This window comes from Nonomuraea sp. NPDC059023, assembly GCF_042740095.1.
GTDB lineage: Bacteria > Actinomycetota > Actinomycetes > Streptosporangiales > Streptosporangiaceae > Nonomuraea.
Genome location: NZ_JBHYIO010000040.1, coordinates 26,499 through 41,832 on the forward strand (window position 1 = coordinate 26,499; position 15,334 = coordinate 41,832).

A 15,334-nucleotide genomic window follows, 5' to 3' on the forward strand; every position below is an offset into this window, starting at 1 on the left:
TGCCCCCGCAGTCGTTCCGGGCTGCTGTCGGGGCGGAATGGTGCCGGATTCGCCGGTTTACGTCCTGAGGCCGGGCACGATCAGCCAGCGCAGCCGGCACTTGCAGCCGTTCACCTCGTGTGGCGGGCCTGCCGTGTCGCCGGGCCAGCGCAGCAGAGCGTCACCGACCCGGAACTTCCCTTCGGCGGGCTGCACCTGGCCGTCAGCGGTCGCGTGGGCGGCCTGCATCGGGCCGTCGTCGCGGTTCGTCCAGGTGGCGGTCGCCATTCCGGTCTTTCCCGCCAGCGCGAGGGCGGCGGCGGCCTCGGCCGCGTGCACGATGTCGGTCGCGGCGGTGATGGCCATGCGCTTCGCCCACTCCTCCCGCAGCGAGAGGTCGGCGCGGATGCTGCTGGTGATGGCGGCGATGTCCGCGCCTGCACCGTCCAGGCCGGTGATCTTCGCGCCAAGCAGCGTGGCCGATTGCTTGATGGAGTCGGCGAGCCAGTGGAGCGTCGCCGCGCCCGCCCCTTCCGCAGCTACCGCGCCGGAGGCGGCCACGCCCGTGTCTGCGAGGTGGGGGAAGCTGGCCACCAGGGCCGCCGCAGCAGCGCTCTCCGCGGCATCCACGACGGGCCTCAGCGCGCCGGTGGCGTCCTCGTACCACTGGTCCGGATCCACGATGCGCGTCACCGGCAGGGGCGCGTCTCCGACCCGGGTGTCCACCTCGTACTCCGCAGCCCAGTGGCGCGTGCCCCTGCGGGCTTTCGTGCCGCTGGCGCGCCCGGCCGTCCGCTCCACCAGACGGCGCGCAAGCTGGACGAGCACCTGCTGCAGCTGCTCCTCGATGTCGTCGCGGACATCGGCCGCCACGGGCACCGGCGCAGTGGCAGGCTCGACGGCAGGCAGCAGGTCGGCGACGCCCACCGCCTTGGTCTGCTCCCCGTCGAGGAGCTGCTGCAGCCGCCCCAGCCCCGCGCCGCTCTGGGGCTCGGCCGGGGGTTCGGCCGCCGTCTCCGGCCCAGCAGGCTCCGGCCCGTCCTCCACCGGCGCGCCCTCCGCCGCCTCGTCACCGGCGGGCGCGGCCAGCTCGTCCTCCGGCGGGCTGGCCAGGCCGAGCGCGATGGCGTCGTCCTCCGTGGTCGGAACGGCAGTCTTGGTGTTGGAGACGTAGAACGCGCGGGCGTGCGGCATGTCGAACTCGTCGTACTCGGCGATGGTCCGGTACTCGTTCACGGTGATCGCGCCCACGTTGAGCTCCTCACGGGCTTCCTGCCTGCGGGCCAGCTCGACCCGGCGCAGCACCTCCACGCCGGAGACGTCGAGCTTGCCGATCAGCCCCTCGTCGGAGTCCGGGTGGAACCCGGAGGTGACGATGCCCATGTGCGCGTCCATGGTGATCGTCCAGAACTGAAACAGCTCGGCGTCGGCGTTGTCGTACGTACGGCCTGCCGCGTTGCCCATGACGGTCTCACCAACGCCGAAGGCGGCCAGCACCTCTTCCTTCGCGCGCGAGGCGGCCTCGCTGTAGGCCATGTCGCGCGGCTTGGCCGCCAGGTCGTTCACCGTGATCTTCCCATTGATCACCGACACCTTGCCGGCTTCCATCGGGCCGCGCCCGAACCGGTTCTCGATCCGGTCGGCCTCCGGCTGCGACAGCTTGCCCTCGACCCCGACCACCGTGGCGGGGCGGCCGTCGTTGCGCAGGAAGACCACGTTGTAGAGCCGGGACAGGAAGTCCAGATCCACCGACAGACTCGCGGCTTCGATCGGGGTCATGCCCCGGTAGGGGTCGGTCGGGTGCACGTCTCTGAACCAGCGGACGCGCTCGGGGTCGATGCCGACCCGGCGCCCGTCCGGCGCGATCGTCTCGAAATGGGACAGCAGGTCGGCTCCACGGCCGGGGACCGGGCGGGTACGGCCGGGCGGCAACAGGTCATAGCGGATCGGGGTGCCCCGGTTGGAATGGGTGACCTCCACGAACGCGCCGGCCGAGGAGAGCAGGATCTGCTGGCTCAGCCGCTTGCGGAACTGGCGCCCAGATTCGAGGGGGTTGGCCTTGCCGTCGTTGAGCAGCTCGCACAGCGGGTGGTCGGTGATCACCTCGTCGCCGTCGCGGAGCTGGAAGTCCAGCTTGGCCTGGTGACCGGCGATGGCGTCCACGGACTTGTACACCCACACCGTCCGCTCCCACGCCTCGGCCACGGCCCGCTCGACCGGCCAGGCCCGGCGCATCGCGTCCGACGACGGCATGAAAACACCAGACGGCGCCGCCCAGGCGCCCCACTGCTTGGTCTGCACGAGGGCGCGCAGGCCGGGCAGGAATCGGCGACGCGCCACCTTACTGCCCCCTCCTGTCATCGGCGGGGGCACTGGCCAGCAGGACGCCGGCCCCGCACAACAGGACGCCGAGCAGCCCCCACCCGGCGATCGGGTGATAGGCGAACGCCGCGGCGCACATCACCGCGGCCCCGGCCACGATGAGGATCAGCCCGATCAGGTCGCGTAGCTGCCGGCCGGTCAACGGCTGGCGATCGTGGTCGTTCAACGTGAAGGCCCCTCCGTGCCCGCCAGCGCGGTGATCGCTGGCTGTCGGGCAAGGTAGGGGCCTGGGAGGTTTACGTCCTGGCGGGTCTACGCCAGGCCGGAGAGGCGGGACGCCTGCATGTAGGCGGCGTCTTCGCGGCGGCCGCGGGTGGCGGCATACTGCTGCTTCTTCCCGGGGCGACACACGGTGCGGGTGGACGGCCGATACAGCTCGTCACAGACGCGGCAACTGATCCGTTCGATGTCGATCAGCACTGGCTCGTTCCAGCCGGGCGCGTCGTTGTAGTCGTCGGGCAGCGTCACGAACGGGCTCACGTTGGCCGTGCGGGCGTGCGCTGATGAGGGGGCGGGCAACCAGATCTGGTAGATCCAGTCGTGGCCCAGCCCGTCCAGGAGGCTCAACCACGCGGGGATGTCGGTGATCTCTTCCAGCGGTTCGGCGGCGGCTGGAGCCAGCTCACCGATGATCTCTGCGCGGATGTCTCCCGACTGAGCGCGCTCCAGAGCGCTTTCGCCTGGGCCGGGCACGTCCCGCAGGCGGCGGTCGCTCTTGCCGCCACGCAGGTGCTTGCGCGTCTTGGGGCTGTCAGCGATGCAAACCGGGTCGTACTCCACCATCCAGTACGGGCGCCTGCACTTGATGCAGACGAGCGCCTTGATCTCCATGACGAGGCCGAGCAGCCACTCCGGGTTGCCCTGGTAGTCGTCAGGAACCACAACGCATTGCGTTTCTCGGGCGTGGTGCACGTGCGCGAGCGACGGCGCCGGCAACCACACCGCGTAGTACCAAACATGGCCCCGCGGAAAATCGGTCATGCGTCTCCTCCCCCTGAGGGCGGCGCACTATGGTCTCGGCAGCCCCTGGCCGAACCGGAAATCAACCCTTGGTTGACGGCGGCTCCGGTGTGCGAGTAGCGGCGTGATCATCGTGCTTATGACGGGCGGGAAGCGTCAGGCCCCCTTGTCAGCAGGCCATTTAGCAACCTAATGATCATCTCGCCGGAGATTCAAGACCTTGAGACCCACTCAGATTTTCCGGTCCGTAAACTCCTGGCCGTAACAATTCAGGCTGGCCGGTAAACCTAAACAAGGAGTCGCGCTTCTTCCTCATCTACGAGCGGCTCGTACGGCGCCAGGAGAACAGCCTCGCCACGGTCCGGCGACGACAGGCCACGCTTGCGCATGTTCTCCTTCGACTCCACCACCGAGTACCCGTTCGTGTTCGTGCTCAGCTTCGGCGCCGCCAGCTGCGCCTGGGTGAGATCGTCCACCCGCAGCCGCAACCGCGACCTGCCCGTCTCGTCCGGCCGCAGCAAGCTCCTGCCTGCCAGCCACATCTCGTCCCGCTTGCGGTACGGCAGCATCGACTCCTCATCCGGCTCCCGGCCGGTGTTCTCCGACACCATCACGATCACAATCTCCGCGTCGTGGACGCCTTCCTCACCCCACGCCTTCAACGTCCCGGCCGGCCCCCACCCCCAGCCGAGGCCGTCGATCTTCACGCGCACCTTCGCGCGGGTGCCCAGCCGTTTGGCCAGGGCCTCTGCCCGCCGGATGTGCTGCAGGATGATTCCGGACACGTGCACCGGGTCGCCGTTCTCCGCCCCGGAGAAGGCGTGCTCGAGCGTGACCAGGTCACCGACGATCCGGGAGATGGCCAGCTCGTCTCCGCCGCCCGCGGCAACGTCGACGCCGAGCCTCACCCACGCGCCCGGGTGAACCTTCCACTCCGCGGTCTCCTCGGGCAGACCGAGGTCGCACAGCCGGATCCCGGTCTCGGGCTCCTCTTGCTCCACCGCCAGTTCAACCCAGTCGGCCGGGATGGTGGCGTTCGCGACGCCCTTGGGGAACTTCGCCAGCACCTTCGCCCGGACGTAGTTCGACTTCTCCCCGTGAACGCGGATGGTGCGTTCGATCCAGGCCCGGTCGACCATGTGGATCGCGGGGGAGTGCGGCTTGCCTGGGCACGACTGGCACTCCCCGAAGTTCTCGCCGGTGAGGTTCGGGGTGTCCCACGCCGAGATGGGGATCGTCTTGACGTCGACGTCCTTGCACAGCCCTTCGAACCACGTCGACGGCTCGTCGGTGGGCGGGTTGCCGATGGCGATCATCCGGCTGTCTTCGCCCACCATGAGGCCGGACAGGTTGCGGCCGATCGTGTGGGCGATACCCCCAGCTTCTTCTACAACGAGTAGAAGATGCTGGCCATGAATCCCCTGAACTGCTGCCTCGTTGTACGGGGCGGCGGCGATCCCGTAGGCGACCCGGGTCATCAGCCCGGCCTCGTCGGGCAGCTTGTACTGCGCCGTGTCGATCTCACCCGGCAGGCCCGCCCGGGTGTGCGCGGCGCGGACCTCGCGCCAGAGCTGGTGGGTCACCTGCCGCCACAGCGGCGCCAGCGTCACCGTCACCCCGGTGCCGACTGGGTGCACGAGGCTGTGCCACAACACGAGCTGCCCGCAAGAGAACGTCTTCGACGAGCCGAAGCACGAAGGGACCGCGACGAGCTTGTGCTCCACGAGCGCCCTCATGAACTTGCGTGGCGTCGCCCACGCCACGCTGCCGAGCACCTGCTCACAGAACCCGACCGGATCATCCACCCACGTCGCGTAGCTGCTGCCCGCCACCTCGTACGCCGCGGTGTACAGGTGCGTCGACTCGGCCGGCGTCAGATCCCACAGCAGCGGCCGCCGCTCCTCTGGAGGGATGTCCATGAGGTCGTGGAACATCCGGCGCGCGATCAGCGACCGCGCGTCGCCGGCCGGGGTCTGGGCAGGCGTCAGCACCAGCGCTCCCGCGCACGCTGCCGCCGTGTGTCCGCCCCCGAGATCACGGGGGCATGGTTCGGCCCCGGGCGGTTAACGTCCACCCGGGGCCAAGTATCAGGTCAGGAAGCTCGGCTCCGCCGCCGCAGGAGCGGAAGGGTGCTCGGTTACGCGTACCAGGCGCCCCGGCGGACGGTGCACCCGTCGATGACGATCGGCTGGCCCTGGATGACGCGATAGTTCGTCGAGTCGATCTCGCCGCCGGCGTCCTCGAACATCTGGGCCAGAGCGTCCGAGTCAGCGGCCGTGCCGTCGTTCTCTATGTACGGCATGGCCATCACCTGTTCGACGCCGAACTCTACGGTGATCTCGAAGAGGCAGGAGGGGGGCGCCCACGGCTTCCCGGCCCGGCGGGCGGCCTCGAGCGTTTCGTGGTCGTAGGGGTTGGCGGACGCCCGGCCGCCCAGCTTGTAGACGATGCTGTTGACGAGGAACGCGATGCGGTCCTCGCCTTGGCCGATCGCCTGGACTTCCTCGTCCCACTCGACGTTGACCCATTGGAAGTAGGCACGGAGGGCATCGTCGGCGTTCGCGCGGCGGTGGAAATCGTCGTTGTCGAAGAGGAAGCTCACCGCTGGGCGCGAGTGTTGGCCGGGGGTGGCGTTTTCCATGGTTCCTCCGGTGAACGCTCAGGTGCCGCTTCTCATGGACCTTGCGTGGTGCAACGGGCAGCATCACTGCTGAGGACAGAAGCGTCAGGCCTCGATCAGGGTCCTCCACGCCTTGTAGCCGGCCAGCTCGAACAGCCGGTGGCCGCGCTCGTTCACCGTGTGCGGCGGGAGCACGCGGCCGCGCTCGAGCGCCGCCTTGATCTGCCGCTTCACCTTCTCACGCGGCAGCTCGACCTCGTCGGCGAGTTCCGCGATCGACAGCATCCGCATCTCCTGGGCGTCGAGGCTGGTCTGCCAGCATGGCCACCAGAGCCGGAATGGTGCAGCGAGGAACATCGTGCCGCTGTCGGTCTGCTCCTGGGGCGGGAGAACGACACCTCGGATGGTGGCGACCTCGAGTCCGGCGACGAGGGTCAGCTCATCTGTGTCCAGGAGGTTCGCCAGCTCGGGCAGGCCGGCCAGGGTGCCGCCGCGTGTGCGCGCCCACGTTGCATCCCACCAGGCCGGGAAGGCGTCGAGGTCGAACAGCCGACCGCGTGGGCCCTGCTCGTGCGGCGGCAGCTCGATGCCGCGCAGCACCGCCTCCTTGATCCACGCGGAGACCACGTGCTCCGGCTGGCCCACCCGCGCAGCGAGGTGTCCGAGGGCGCCCAGGCGGTCGTTGCCGCGGCTTCGAGTGTTGCGCTCCGACATGAACGCGCGGAACGCCTCGACCTCGTACTGGCGCCCATCCCGGCCCCGGCCCCGGCCTGTGCCTCCCTGCCGGTTCGGCGGGATGGTGTGGCTCTTCTTCGCGGCGCTGAGGATGGGCAGCAGGGTGGTGATGGGCATGCGCACCTCGTAGGCGAGCGCGGTGGCGCCCGCCCAGCCCTCCGCGATCTCCTCCGCGTCCCGTGTCCGGCCAAGCCACCACGCGCGGAACGACGTCGGCTCGAACAGCAGCTCGCCGTCGATGAAGTCGTGCGTGGGGGCGTCCCCGATCTCGTCGGCGATGGTGAGTATGCGGTCGACGTCGATCGGGTCGGCGGAGAGCTCGGCGGAGAGCTGCTCGGAGGTGGCCCAGCCGTAGCGGTGCTCGGTCCACCACGTGCGGAACGCGATCGGGTCGAACAGCAGCTCGCCGTCTTCGCGGGACGTCGGCCACTCCACGCCGGTGTCCCGGGCGGTGCGCAGGGCCGCCTCGACGACCTCGAGGTGCACGCCGAGCATCCGGGCGATCCCGCCCATGGGCTGCCACGACTTCGCCAGGTCGGACGCGATCTGCTGGATCGTCAGCCCGGTCAGCGACGCGATCTCCGCTGGTGCCAGCGCCTGGTCCCCGGCCTCGCCGAGCGTCATCTTGCTGACACCCTCCCGGCGAGCCTTGACGGCCTCCTGGTGACGGGCGTCGATGTCGTCGATCGTCGCGCGCTGCTCGGCGATGATGCGCAGGGCGTCGGCCTCGGAGAGGTCCGGGAGCTCGGCGTCGATCGGCGCGTGCGGGAAGATCTCCTGGTCGCCCATGGTGCGGGAGACGCCCATGAGCTTCCACACGGCCGGCTTGTCGTGGCCGTGCCGGCGGATGAGGACGATGCCGGCGATGTTGCGGGGATGAGCCGCTTCTCGCTTCTGCTTCGACCAGAGATCCTGCGCGAGCTGGTGCGCCTCACGTACCTGCTCGGCGACGGCGTGTAGCGTGTTCGGTGACATCGCGGAGATGACCTTCCTGCTGAGATTCCTCCCGATCGTTCCGGGGCGGGGCCCCACCAAGGGGCCAGCAGGCACATATTACAGGCTATTTAGCGGCTTGGCTATTCCGGCTCGAACTACGGCTGCTTCTGTACGGCGCCGGTGCTGAACCAGTGGACGAGCGTGGCCGCGCCGTGCACCGCCGTACGGGCGGCCTCGAGGCTGGCGGGCTTCATGGCCGGTCCTGCATGCCGATCCCGCTGGCCATGCCACAACAGCGCGATCATGGCGATCACCGCGTCGATCGGCGCCGGGTCGCCGTTCTTGTCGTCGATGACGAGACTCCACGACGCCGCGGTGTTGCGCAGGTGCGAGAGCGCTTTGCCGAGCGTGGCCTGCTTGTCATTGGGTGTCGTCACCGGGATGACGACGGCCTCAACGGCCTTCACCGCGTGGCTGTAGGCCAGCCCCGTGTCGGGGTTCATGCCGTACGCGGCATCCCACGCTCTTCGTAGGAGCTGGCCAGCGCTCTGCGGGGCCGCCTGTACGGCGCTGTCGGCTGCGGCCGTCACGGTGGGGTCGACACGTTCGATGAGGCCGTTCGCTTTGTCGGTGAGCCGCCACATGGACCCGGCGTTGTTCAGGATCATCTCCAGCTTGTGCACCATCAGCGCCCACCACTGTGTGGTGGGCGCGTTGTAGTACTCGTCGTCGAACACGAAGTTGTAGATGTCCAGGGCGGCGTCGATGGCTTCGAGAAGATCGTCGCCCTGGGCGACGACGATCGCCCCCGTCGAGTGAAGGTTCCCGTACAGGTCAGTGCGGCGTAGCCGAAGCTGGACCATCTCGGCCAGATCCAGTCCGCTGTGCCCGTTGGAGGCTTCCTCGAGCCATCCCTGAAGCGGGCGAAGAAGGTAGTCCGGCGTGCCAGCAACCAGCGTGCGCTCGGTGCTCACCCCAGCCGCGCGGGCGCGCAGAGGAAGCCAGGGGGCGCTCGTGTTGACCATGTGGCTAAGCGTAGGGGCTAAGTCACACAAGCCCCACCCATTAAGGGATGCGCTTCTGGCCCACTCCCGCGCGCAGCACTCGGTCGATCTCCCCGCTGAACAGATCCTCCGGAGTCCACACTCCACGGTCCAACCCGGCCGCCCCGAACCCGTCCAGCCACCGCTTCTGTTCCACAGTCGGCTTCTTGCCCACCATCTTCAGCTCGCGGATCACGACCGCTCCGGACTTCGGGTGCAGCAGGAAGACGTCGGGGAACCCCTTGGGCGAGTGCTTGGAGTTCCACGTCCAGTAGATCAACCAGCCCAGGGTCAGGGCCCGCGGCCTTATGTGATCATCCCGCAGCGTGGCTTCCGTCATCGTCTTGACCAGCTTGCGTTGGGCCTCGGCCGACATGCCAGCCAGACCGCCGGCCATCGCTTCCAACAGGTTCTCAGCCATGCTTCCTCCAGCGCTGGAATGGGTTGGTGAGCCTGCGAGGGTGACGGGGTTACTCCACGCCACCCCCGCAGGCCCGGCTACGAGCCGAGGCAGCACAAGCCTCGGAAGGTGCTGATCAGCGTGGTGCGGCCTTCCATCAGCGGGCGATGCCCGTGGACGTGGCACGGATGTGCGCTTGGACCGCGCTCTCGCGGACTCGGATACTGCGTGGCGTGACGCGCGTGGACGGGAGTTCCCCCGAGTTGACCAGCCGGTAGACGGTCATCTTCGACACGTCCATCTGCTCGGCGACGTCGGCGACCGTCAGCCATCTGTCGTCGCTCATCCCTGCTTCTCCATGAGGTCGAAGCGGGACAGCAGCGCGGCGGCGAGGGCCCGGTCATCCACTGGCTCCGCCAGCGCTTCGGAGGTCTTTGGGTCGTTGCGCATCTCCTCCAGGACCTCCATCAGCCGTTCCACTGCCTCCCGAGGGGGTGCCTGCTTGGCAGCCCTGCCGAGGCGGAGGAACAAGGCGCCGATCTGTATCGCCGTCTCGCCATCGACCCCAAGGACCTCGTTCTCCCCGCAGCCGCAGGAGAAGGTCTGGGTCACCAGGTCGCCCTTGAGCTCCAATTCGCCGAGCCCGGTGTCGAACCACCTGTCCGCACCGGGTGGGTCGGCGTCGACGGCGAAGGTGGGCTCCTGGCCCCACCCGGCGGCGAGCAAGATGGCGGTGGCGACGCCGGGGGCGTCGGCTTTGGAGACGACCACAGCAGAGGCGCTGGTGCGAAGACAGGCCCTGTCGGGGAAGGCCTCTACCTCCAATGCGTCGCCGTCGCCGTCCTTGTGAACGAAGGCCTTGATCATGTGCGGACGCCCTTCCGGGGGATAGATCGACTGCAGGGGGTTGCCGCTCATGAGGTTCACCTCGTGACCTAGTAGGGGCGTGCGTGGCGGGCGGCGATGAGGACATCGACCGCCTGGTCTATGGCGCGGTCGAGCTGTTCGCGGTAGTCGCCGGTGACGATGGCGACCGGGTCGCTGTCGGGGCCGTGCGGGTACGGCACGCGCTCGGTGTGGATCGGGGAGGGCGGCGCGGCCGGGGTTTCGTGGGGGCCGCCGGTGACGGAGACGATGATCGCCTCGTCGCCGGGGGTGAGGCGGACGGTCCACGCTTGGCCCCAGGACAGGTAGTGGCTGTTTCCGGCCCTGTTGGTGGCGGCGTGAGAGCCGTCGTGCCGGATGACCGTGATGGGCGAGGCCTCGCGGATGTCGGCGGCGTGCCGGGCGATGGCCTCGGCGACGTAGCGCAGGAGCCTGCGGTCGGGGTCGTCGGTGTCGGTGAACAGGTAGGTGTCGGGCGGCTGCATGTCGTAGGCCGCGACCGTGGTGAAGTCGTTCATGGGGGTCACCTCTGGTTGTGGCTGGCGCTACGCGGCGTCGCGGTCGCGGCGGGTACGGGCGTACCTGGCCAGGTGGGCGTGGGTCGCTCTGAGCTGCTTCTGGTACAGGACTTCCGCTTCACGGCAGGGGTCGCAGAGCTTCTCGTTGCGGTGGCGGTGGCGGCGGGCGGCTGCGGGGGTCCCACACGGCAGCAACTTCCGTCGCCTGGGCCGCTGCGGCATGGGCTGCCAGGACTGGGCGGGGTGGGCCTTGGCGAAGGCCTGCATCTCCTCGTTGAGGAGGCGCAGGTTGTTCGCGGCCTGTTCGCTGGTTATCCGGATGGCGTGCGGAGGCGTGGGCCGCACGGGAAGCAGCTCGGCCAGGAGCTTGGCTTCCAGAACCTGCTGGGCGCCAGTGACGAGGCAGCCATGGCAAGGGGTCTCTCCGTGGGCCTGGTGGATCGTCAGGCCGGTGAGGGTGCCGCAGGCTTCTCGGCATCGCGTCGGCGCAACAGCCGTCATGGGGGTGGGTCCCTTCTTCCTGGTTTCGATCACCCAGCAAGGGCCGCAATCCCTCGCCATATTTTCGAATAATACAGGAGATTTATTAGGTACGCCAAGTCCTTACGGGGCTTCCGTGGCTTACGCGATCCACGTCCACGCCGAGAGGGACGTAAGCACATTTCGTCGCTTACGTCTCACGACCCCCACGGCAGCCGGTCAAGACGACGTTGACGCCATCACCCCACCCGCCTCACAATCGAACAGGCGACGCACATTACAGGCGATATAGGAGAGGAGGCTGACATGAGCCACCGCAGATGCGTACGCGCGATCGAATGGCACGAGGACGGCGAGTACGAATGCCGCACCTGCGGCGCCCCGCTCGCCACCGACCGGCACGGCACCCTCGAGCGGCCCGTCCGCCACCGCGGTGAACGCCGCCGTCCCCTCACGCCCGCCCTGGCCGACGCCGACGCGTTCTCCCGGGCGATCGACGTCGCCGAGCACGCGGCGAACCTCTTGCCCGACATCTGCTCTCGCGAGGAGATCGTGCGCGCCGTGGTGGAGGACATCTACCGGGCCGGCCTGCTCCGCCGTACCCCGGTCAAGACGCCTGCGGCCTGACCCTTAATGAAGACGTGGGGCAGTATCCAGGTACTTGAGCGGGACACGCAGTTCCCAGTGGCCCGGGTTCATGCTGCCCTCCGGGGTGGCGACGCCGCACGGGCACGACCACATGGGCACGTTGTCACCGACGAGGGGCGGCCACAGATGGAAGCGGATCTGCTGGGTTGTCGGCTGGGTGGTGCCGTCGTTGGGCATGTTCTCGATGTAGAACTCGTAGGCGTGGTGGGGCTCCAGCACGTTCGGCAGGCTGATGGGGGAGAGGCTGCGGCCGCTCCAAGTTTCGGCACGGACCCGGTAGCCGCGCGGGAAGCTGATGGTGCCCCACAGGTCCTGGTCGCCCTCATTGGGTCTGAGGAAGCCATCGATCGCTCCCGGATGTGGTGGCGCCAGCCCGTCATGCTGAGCGGATATCTCATCGCCGCGCCGGTCGGCCTCAATCTGCCGGAGTTTGCCCGCTTCGACTGCCGAACGGCGGGCTGATCGTGCTGACCAGATCGAGACGACGAGGGCGGCCGTGCCAGTGGCGGCGCCAAGGCCGGCGAACAGGTCGCTGAGGTCCATGTCCGGGCTCCTCCTTCGCTTCGGTCAGAGCTTTCTTATACCTGTGGATGCCGGGCACGGTGGTGTAGATCACGAATCCTGCGTGCCGAGTAGATGCTCCACCCGGGCGAGGGCGGCCCATGCCCGCTCCGACAGGACGAGTTGACCCCACCGGTCGTCCTCGCGCTGTGTCTGCTCTCGCCGTACGGCGGCCACGGCCTGGCGCACGCCGTCGAGGACCTCGGCGTCGCCGAGCATGTAGTGGATCACCCCGAGCCGGTGTACGACCACAGCGACCTCGGGGGAGATGGCGATGAGCTCCCCGTGGTGGGCGAGGAGGACGGCGGCCGCCGCACGTAGTTCGGCGGCGTGCTCGTCCAGCCACGCCCGCGGCGAGGGGCGCGGCCGGCCGTAGTCAGGGCGGCGGGCCTCGAGGCGGGCGCTGTCGCGGTGCCGGCGCTCGAACCGTTGCTGGGCCGCCTGTTTGCTGGTGCCGGCGGCGCGCCCGAGTGTCTCCCACCGCACGGGCTCGTCGAGGCCGCGGGCGAGGCTCATGCCGATGTACTCGTACAGGTCCCACACCTGGCGGCCGCGGGGCACGAGTGCGACGAGGGCGACGAGCGCGTCGCGGCCGGGGGAGGGGTCGGCGAGGACGGCCAGGACCGCCTGCTCCGGCGGGAGGGTGACGCCCTCGCTCTCCCACATCTGCCGGTCGGCGCCGCTGGCGTAGCGGGCGGTGAGCAGGCGCGCGGCCGTGTCTGGGTCGGCCGGGTCCTCCACCTCGAACAGCGGCGTGATCGCCTCTGACGACATGGGCCTCAAGGTACGGACCGGCACTGACAATCCCGCCCCTCGATTCATGTCCACCCTACTAGCCAAATTTTGGCTAGTAGGGTGGACAAGTTCAGGCTGTTGGAGCTACGGTGCCTGCATGAACCGAAACGACCAGGCAACCCCGGCCAACACGACCGTCGAGGACGAGGCCCTCGTCCCCACCTTCCTCGCCCCCACCAAGCGGACCGGCAAGTTCTGGACCGCCAACGTGCTCGGCCTTCCGGACGGGCAGCATCTCCAGATCCAGGGCAAGACCTGGGCGGAGACGCGAGACAACGCGCTCGAGCGAGTGGCCGAGCTGCTGGGCTCGGCGCATGACACCGTGGGCGTGCTGCTGGTACCGGAAGATGCCGACGAGGCGCGCGCGGTGGAGACCGCTCGAGCGGCCCGAGCCGCTCGGGCGACCGCCGAGCAGGATGAGCAGGATGTAGTCCTCAAGTCCGCCGAGCTCCTCCGCAGCCGGGGCTGGACCACCCGCGACGTGGGCAGCGTGCTGGGCTACTCGCACCAGCGGATCTCTCAGATCGCGCCCGAGGCCACCACGTAGGATCTCCTGACAACCCTTCCCATTGCCTGGTTGGGATTCGGGCCGCTCTTCCGGACTGACTACCCGGACCCATCGGAGCGGCTCCAAAGGCCCGCCGACCAGAGGTCGGCGGGCCTTTTCGCGCCAAGACCCTTCCCCTTGAAGTAAATAGACTGTATTATTTGAATCAAGGCCGAGGGGTTGCGGCCCCTGGCGAATCCGCCCTACCGGACTAGTCACCCGGAAGGCCAACCAGGCAAGAGAGGAGGGAACATGCCAAACAAGAAGACCAGCAAGAGCGAGTGCCAGCTCTGCGGCACGGTCTTCAACGAGCCGGTCGGGTCGTACATCACCCACAACGACCCGCGAACCAGGAAGCGCTGCGCAGGTAGCAGCGTCGCAACCGGCAACCCCAACTAGAAATGAAAGGTAAGTGGTCCCCGCCCCGCAAGGGGCGGGGACCACCCGCCCTTCGCCCCCTTGGACGGCCATCCGCCAGGCGACACGATTCGCAAAGGCGGTCAACCTGGAGACCACGATGAACATCACCGTCCCTCCCCTCCCGGAAGGGCTCAAATCCGCCGCTTGCTGGCGCAAGACCATCGCCGCCCTCAACGACGGCGAGCGAGGCGGAGCCCAGATCATCGGCGCCTGGCTCCACGCCGGCGACATCGTCGACGCCACCCCGGGAACGCTGATCGTCGCGGTGGACAAGAAGACGCTCGGCTGGGCGAACCACCACCGCACCGGCCAGCGCTACGCCGTCGAGGACGCGAAAGTCGCCGTCCACCTCGTCACCGGCGACGGCCTGACCGAGCTGTGGTCTCGCCACTACAAGGCGGCCACGTCGGCGTTCGGCGCGACCACCATGAAGAAGATCACCGCGCTGCTGGACGCGCACCCCGCGCCCGGCGGCGAGGTCACCGTCATCGACGAGGCCAAGCGGCCCAACCACAAGCCGGGAGAATGCCGCTGGTGTCACACCCGGGTCCCCCAGGGTGTCGGCCACGTCGTCGGCCATGGCGAGGACGCCGAGGTGGAACACTACCGGCGCTGCCCGATCCGCTCGGCCCGCGACGGCGACGTCTGCTCCCTGTGCGGCCGCACCATGGTCGCCCGGCTCAGTGAGACCGAGGTCGTGATGGTGCGCGAAGGCGATGGCCGGTGGGAGCCCAGACACTTCGAGCGTCTGAACTGCACCATCACCCCGCTCGACACGTGGGAGGAGCTGCAGGAGCGCCTGACGGCTGAGAAGACTGAGCAGCAGCGCGCGCAGGCGAAGCGTGCGAAGGCAGCCGAGCGGCGGGCGGCGAAGGCCGCGGAGAAGAAGGCCGCCGAGCAGGCCGCCCACCAGGCAGAGCAGGACCGCGTCGCCGGGCTGAAGACCACGTCCCGCGCCGCGCAGGAGCTGTTCGCCAAGAACATCGCGCCCGGCCTGCGCGCACACCTGCTGGAGTACACCGACACGCTGGAGGACGGCACCACCACCACGCGATGGGGCGTCACCGTCCAAGCCGCAGGGCAGGGCTGGGCAGGCGTCGACAACGACCCCGACATGGGGCAGGCCACCTCGTTCACCAGGCTGCAGGACGCTCAGGGCTTCTACCGGGGCATGCAGTGGTCGGACGAGCGGCCGCACCAGCCCCGCGGACGCCGGGACCGGGGATGCCCGGGGCTCGACGTTCCGCACTGCTACGGGTGCGGCACCACGTACGCCGCCGGCGGGTTCATGTCGGCCTCCACCGGTACGGCCTGCCCCGGCTGCTACGACGACCTCGCCGACGCACACGGAGCTCACGCCCTGCAGTACCACCCGTGGCCTTCACACGCGTGAACCCGGGCCAGCTCCGCGCGGACACCGTGGTG

The 15,334-nt window shown here is 68.9% G+C and carries 18 protein-coding genes; 4 read left to right on the forward strand and 14 right to left on the reverse strand.

Translation table 11 applies throughout. The annotated features are described in order from the left end of the window. Positions 1–57 precede the first annotated feature (57 nt). The 12 genes from ACFWYW_RS46555 to ACFWYW_RS46610 all read right to left on the reverse strand — a co-directional run bounded on the left by ACFWYW_RS46555 (position 58) and on the right by ACFWYW_RS46610 (position 10,959). Entirely contained in the window at positions 58–2,319 is a 2,262-nt protein-coding gene (locus ACFWYW_RS46555; RefSeq protein ID WP_379621714.1) for a phage portal protein, read from the reverse strand. A 1-nt stretch (position 2,320) separates the two neighbouring features. Beyond that, positions 2,321–2,527, reverse strand: a complete 207-nt coding sequence (locus ACFWYW_RS46560; protein WP_379621712.1) for a hypothetical protein — start codon at positions 2,525–2,527, stop codon at positions 2,321–2,323. An 86-nt stretch (positions 2,528–2,613) separates the two neighbouring features. After that, the gene (locus tag ACFWYW_RS46565) at positions 2,614–3,342 is read right to left on the reverse strand and encodes a hypothetical protein (protein ID WP_379621710.1); all 729 of its coding nucleotides are present in this window, start codon (positions 3,340–3,342) and stop codon (positions 2,614–2,616) included. 266 nt (positions 3,343–3,608) lie between these two features. Further along, on the reverse strand, positions 3,609–5,312 hold the full coding sequence (locus ACFWYW_RS46570) for a hypothetical protein (RefSeq protein WP_379621708.1): 1,704 nt from the start codon (positions 5,310–5,312) through the stop codon (positions 3,609–3,611). A gap of 146 nt (positions 5,313–5,458) precedes the next feature. After that, positions 5,459–5,962 carry a hypothetical protein gene (locus ACFWYW_RS46575; protein WP_379621707.1) on the reverse strand — a complete coding sequence of 168 codons (504 nt, stop codon included), beginning with the start codon at positions 5,960–5,962 and terminating at the stop codon, positions 5,459–5,461. An 84-nt stretch (positions 5,963–6,046) separates the two neighbouring features. Then, complete coding sequence (locus ACFWYW_RS46580) at positions 6,047–7,651, reverse strand: hypothetical protein (RefSeq protein WP_379621705.1); 1,605 nt, start codon at positions 7,649–7,651, stop codon at positions 6,047–6,049. A 116-nt stretch (positions 7,652–7,767) separates the two neighbouring features. Further along, positions 7,768–8,637 (reverse strand): hypothetical protein, encoded by an 870-nt coding sequence (locus ACFWYW_RS46585; RefSeq protein ID WP_379621704.1) that lies wholly within the window; start codon positions 8,635–8,637, stop codon positions 7,768–7,770. A 40-nt stretch (positions 8,638–8,677) separates the two neighbouring features. Next, on the reverse strand, positions 8,678–9,076 hold the full coding sequence (locus tag ACFWYW_RS46590; protein WP_379621702.1) for a VRR-NUC domain-containing protein: 399 nt from the start codon (positions 9,074–9,076) through the stop codon (positions 8,678–8,680). A gap of 136 nt (positions 9,077–9,212) precedes the next feature. Continuing rightward, complete coding sequence (locus tag ACFWYW_RS46595) at positions 9,213–9,401, reverse strand: helix-turn-helix transcriptional regulator (RefSeq protein ID WP_379621700.1); 189 nt, start codon at positions 9,399–9,401, stop codon at positions 9,213–9,215. After that, positions 9,398–9,973 carry a hypothetical protein gene (locus ACFWYW_RS46600; protein ID WP_379621698.1) on the reverse strand — a complete coding sequence of 192 codons (576 nt, stop codon included), beginning with the start codon at positions 9,971–9,973 and terminating at the stop codon, positions 9,398–9,400. Before ACFWYW_RS46600 ends, ACFWYW_RS46595 begins: the two co-directional genes overlap by 4 nt. 17 nt (positions 9,974–9,990) lie before the next feature. After that, positions 9,991–10,458 (reverse strand): hypothetical protein, encoded by a 468-nt coding sequence (locus tag ACFWYW_RS46605; RefSeq protein ID WP_379621696.1) that lies wholly within the window; start codon positions 10,456–10,458, stop codon positions 9,991–9,993. Between the two features lie 27 nt (positions 10,459–10,485). Then, entirely contained in the window at positions 10,486–10,959 is a 474-nt protein-coding gene (locus ACFWYW_RS46610; protein ID WP_379621695.1) for a hypothetical protein, read from the reverse strand. Between the two features lie 285 nt (positions 10,960–11,244). Between ACFWYW_RS46610 and ACFWYW_RS46615 the strand changes: the two genes are divergently transcribed. Beyond that, a complete protein-coding gene (locus ACFWYW_RS46615) occupies positions 11,245–11,565 on the forward strand; it encodes a hypothetical protein (protein WP_379621693.1) in 321 nt (106 codons plus the stop codon). 3 nt (positions 11,566–11,568) lie between these two features. Here ACFWYW_RS46615 and ACFWYW_RS46620 read toward each other — a convergent pair whose 3' ends face one another. Together ACFWYW_RS46620 and ACFWYW_RS46625 are read right to left on the reverse strand one after the other, a co-directional pair. Next, positions 11,569–12,129: a hypothetical protein gene (locus tag ACFWYW_RS46620; RefSeq protein ID WP_379621691.1), complete on the reverse strand. Its 561-nt coding sequence runs from the start codon at positions 12,127–12,129 to the stop codon at positions 11,569–11,571. Between the two features lie 69 nt (positions 12,130–12,198). After that, positions 12,199–12,921: a hypothetical protein gene (locus ACFWYW_RS46625; RefSeq protein WP_379621689.1), complete on the reverse strand. Its 723-nt coding sequence runs from the start codon at positions 12,919–12,921 to the stop codon at positions 12,199–12,201. A gap of 118 nt (positions 12,922–13,039) precedes the next feature. Between ACFWYW_RS46625 and ACFWYW_RS46630 the strand changes: the two genes are divergently transcribed. From ACFWYW_RS46630 to ACFWYW_RS46640, 3 genes are all read left to right on the forward strand, one after another. Next, entirely contained in the window at positions 13,040–13,489 is a 450-nt protein-coding gene (locus tag ACFWYW_RS46630) for a hypothetical protein (RefSeq protein WP_379621687.1), read from the forward strand. A gap of 252 nt (positions 13,490–13,741) precedes the next feature. Then, positions 13,742–13,888, forward strand: a complete 147-nt coding sequence (locus ACFWYW_RS46635; protein ID WP_379621685.1) for a hypothetical protein — start codon at positions 13,742–13,744, stop codon at positions 13,886–13,888. Positions 13,889–14,006: 118 nt separating this feature from the next. Then, on the forward strand, positions 14,007–15,302 hold the full coding sequence (locus ACFWYW_RS46640; protein ID WP_379621683.1) for a hypothetical protein: 1,296 nt from the start codon (positions 14,007–14,009) through the stop codon (positions 15,300–15,302). Positions 15,303–15,334 lie beyond the last annotated feature (32 nt).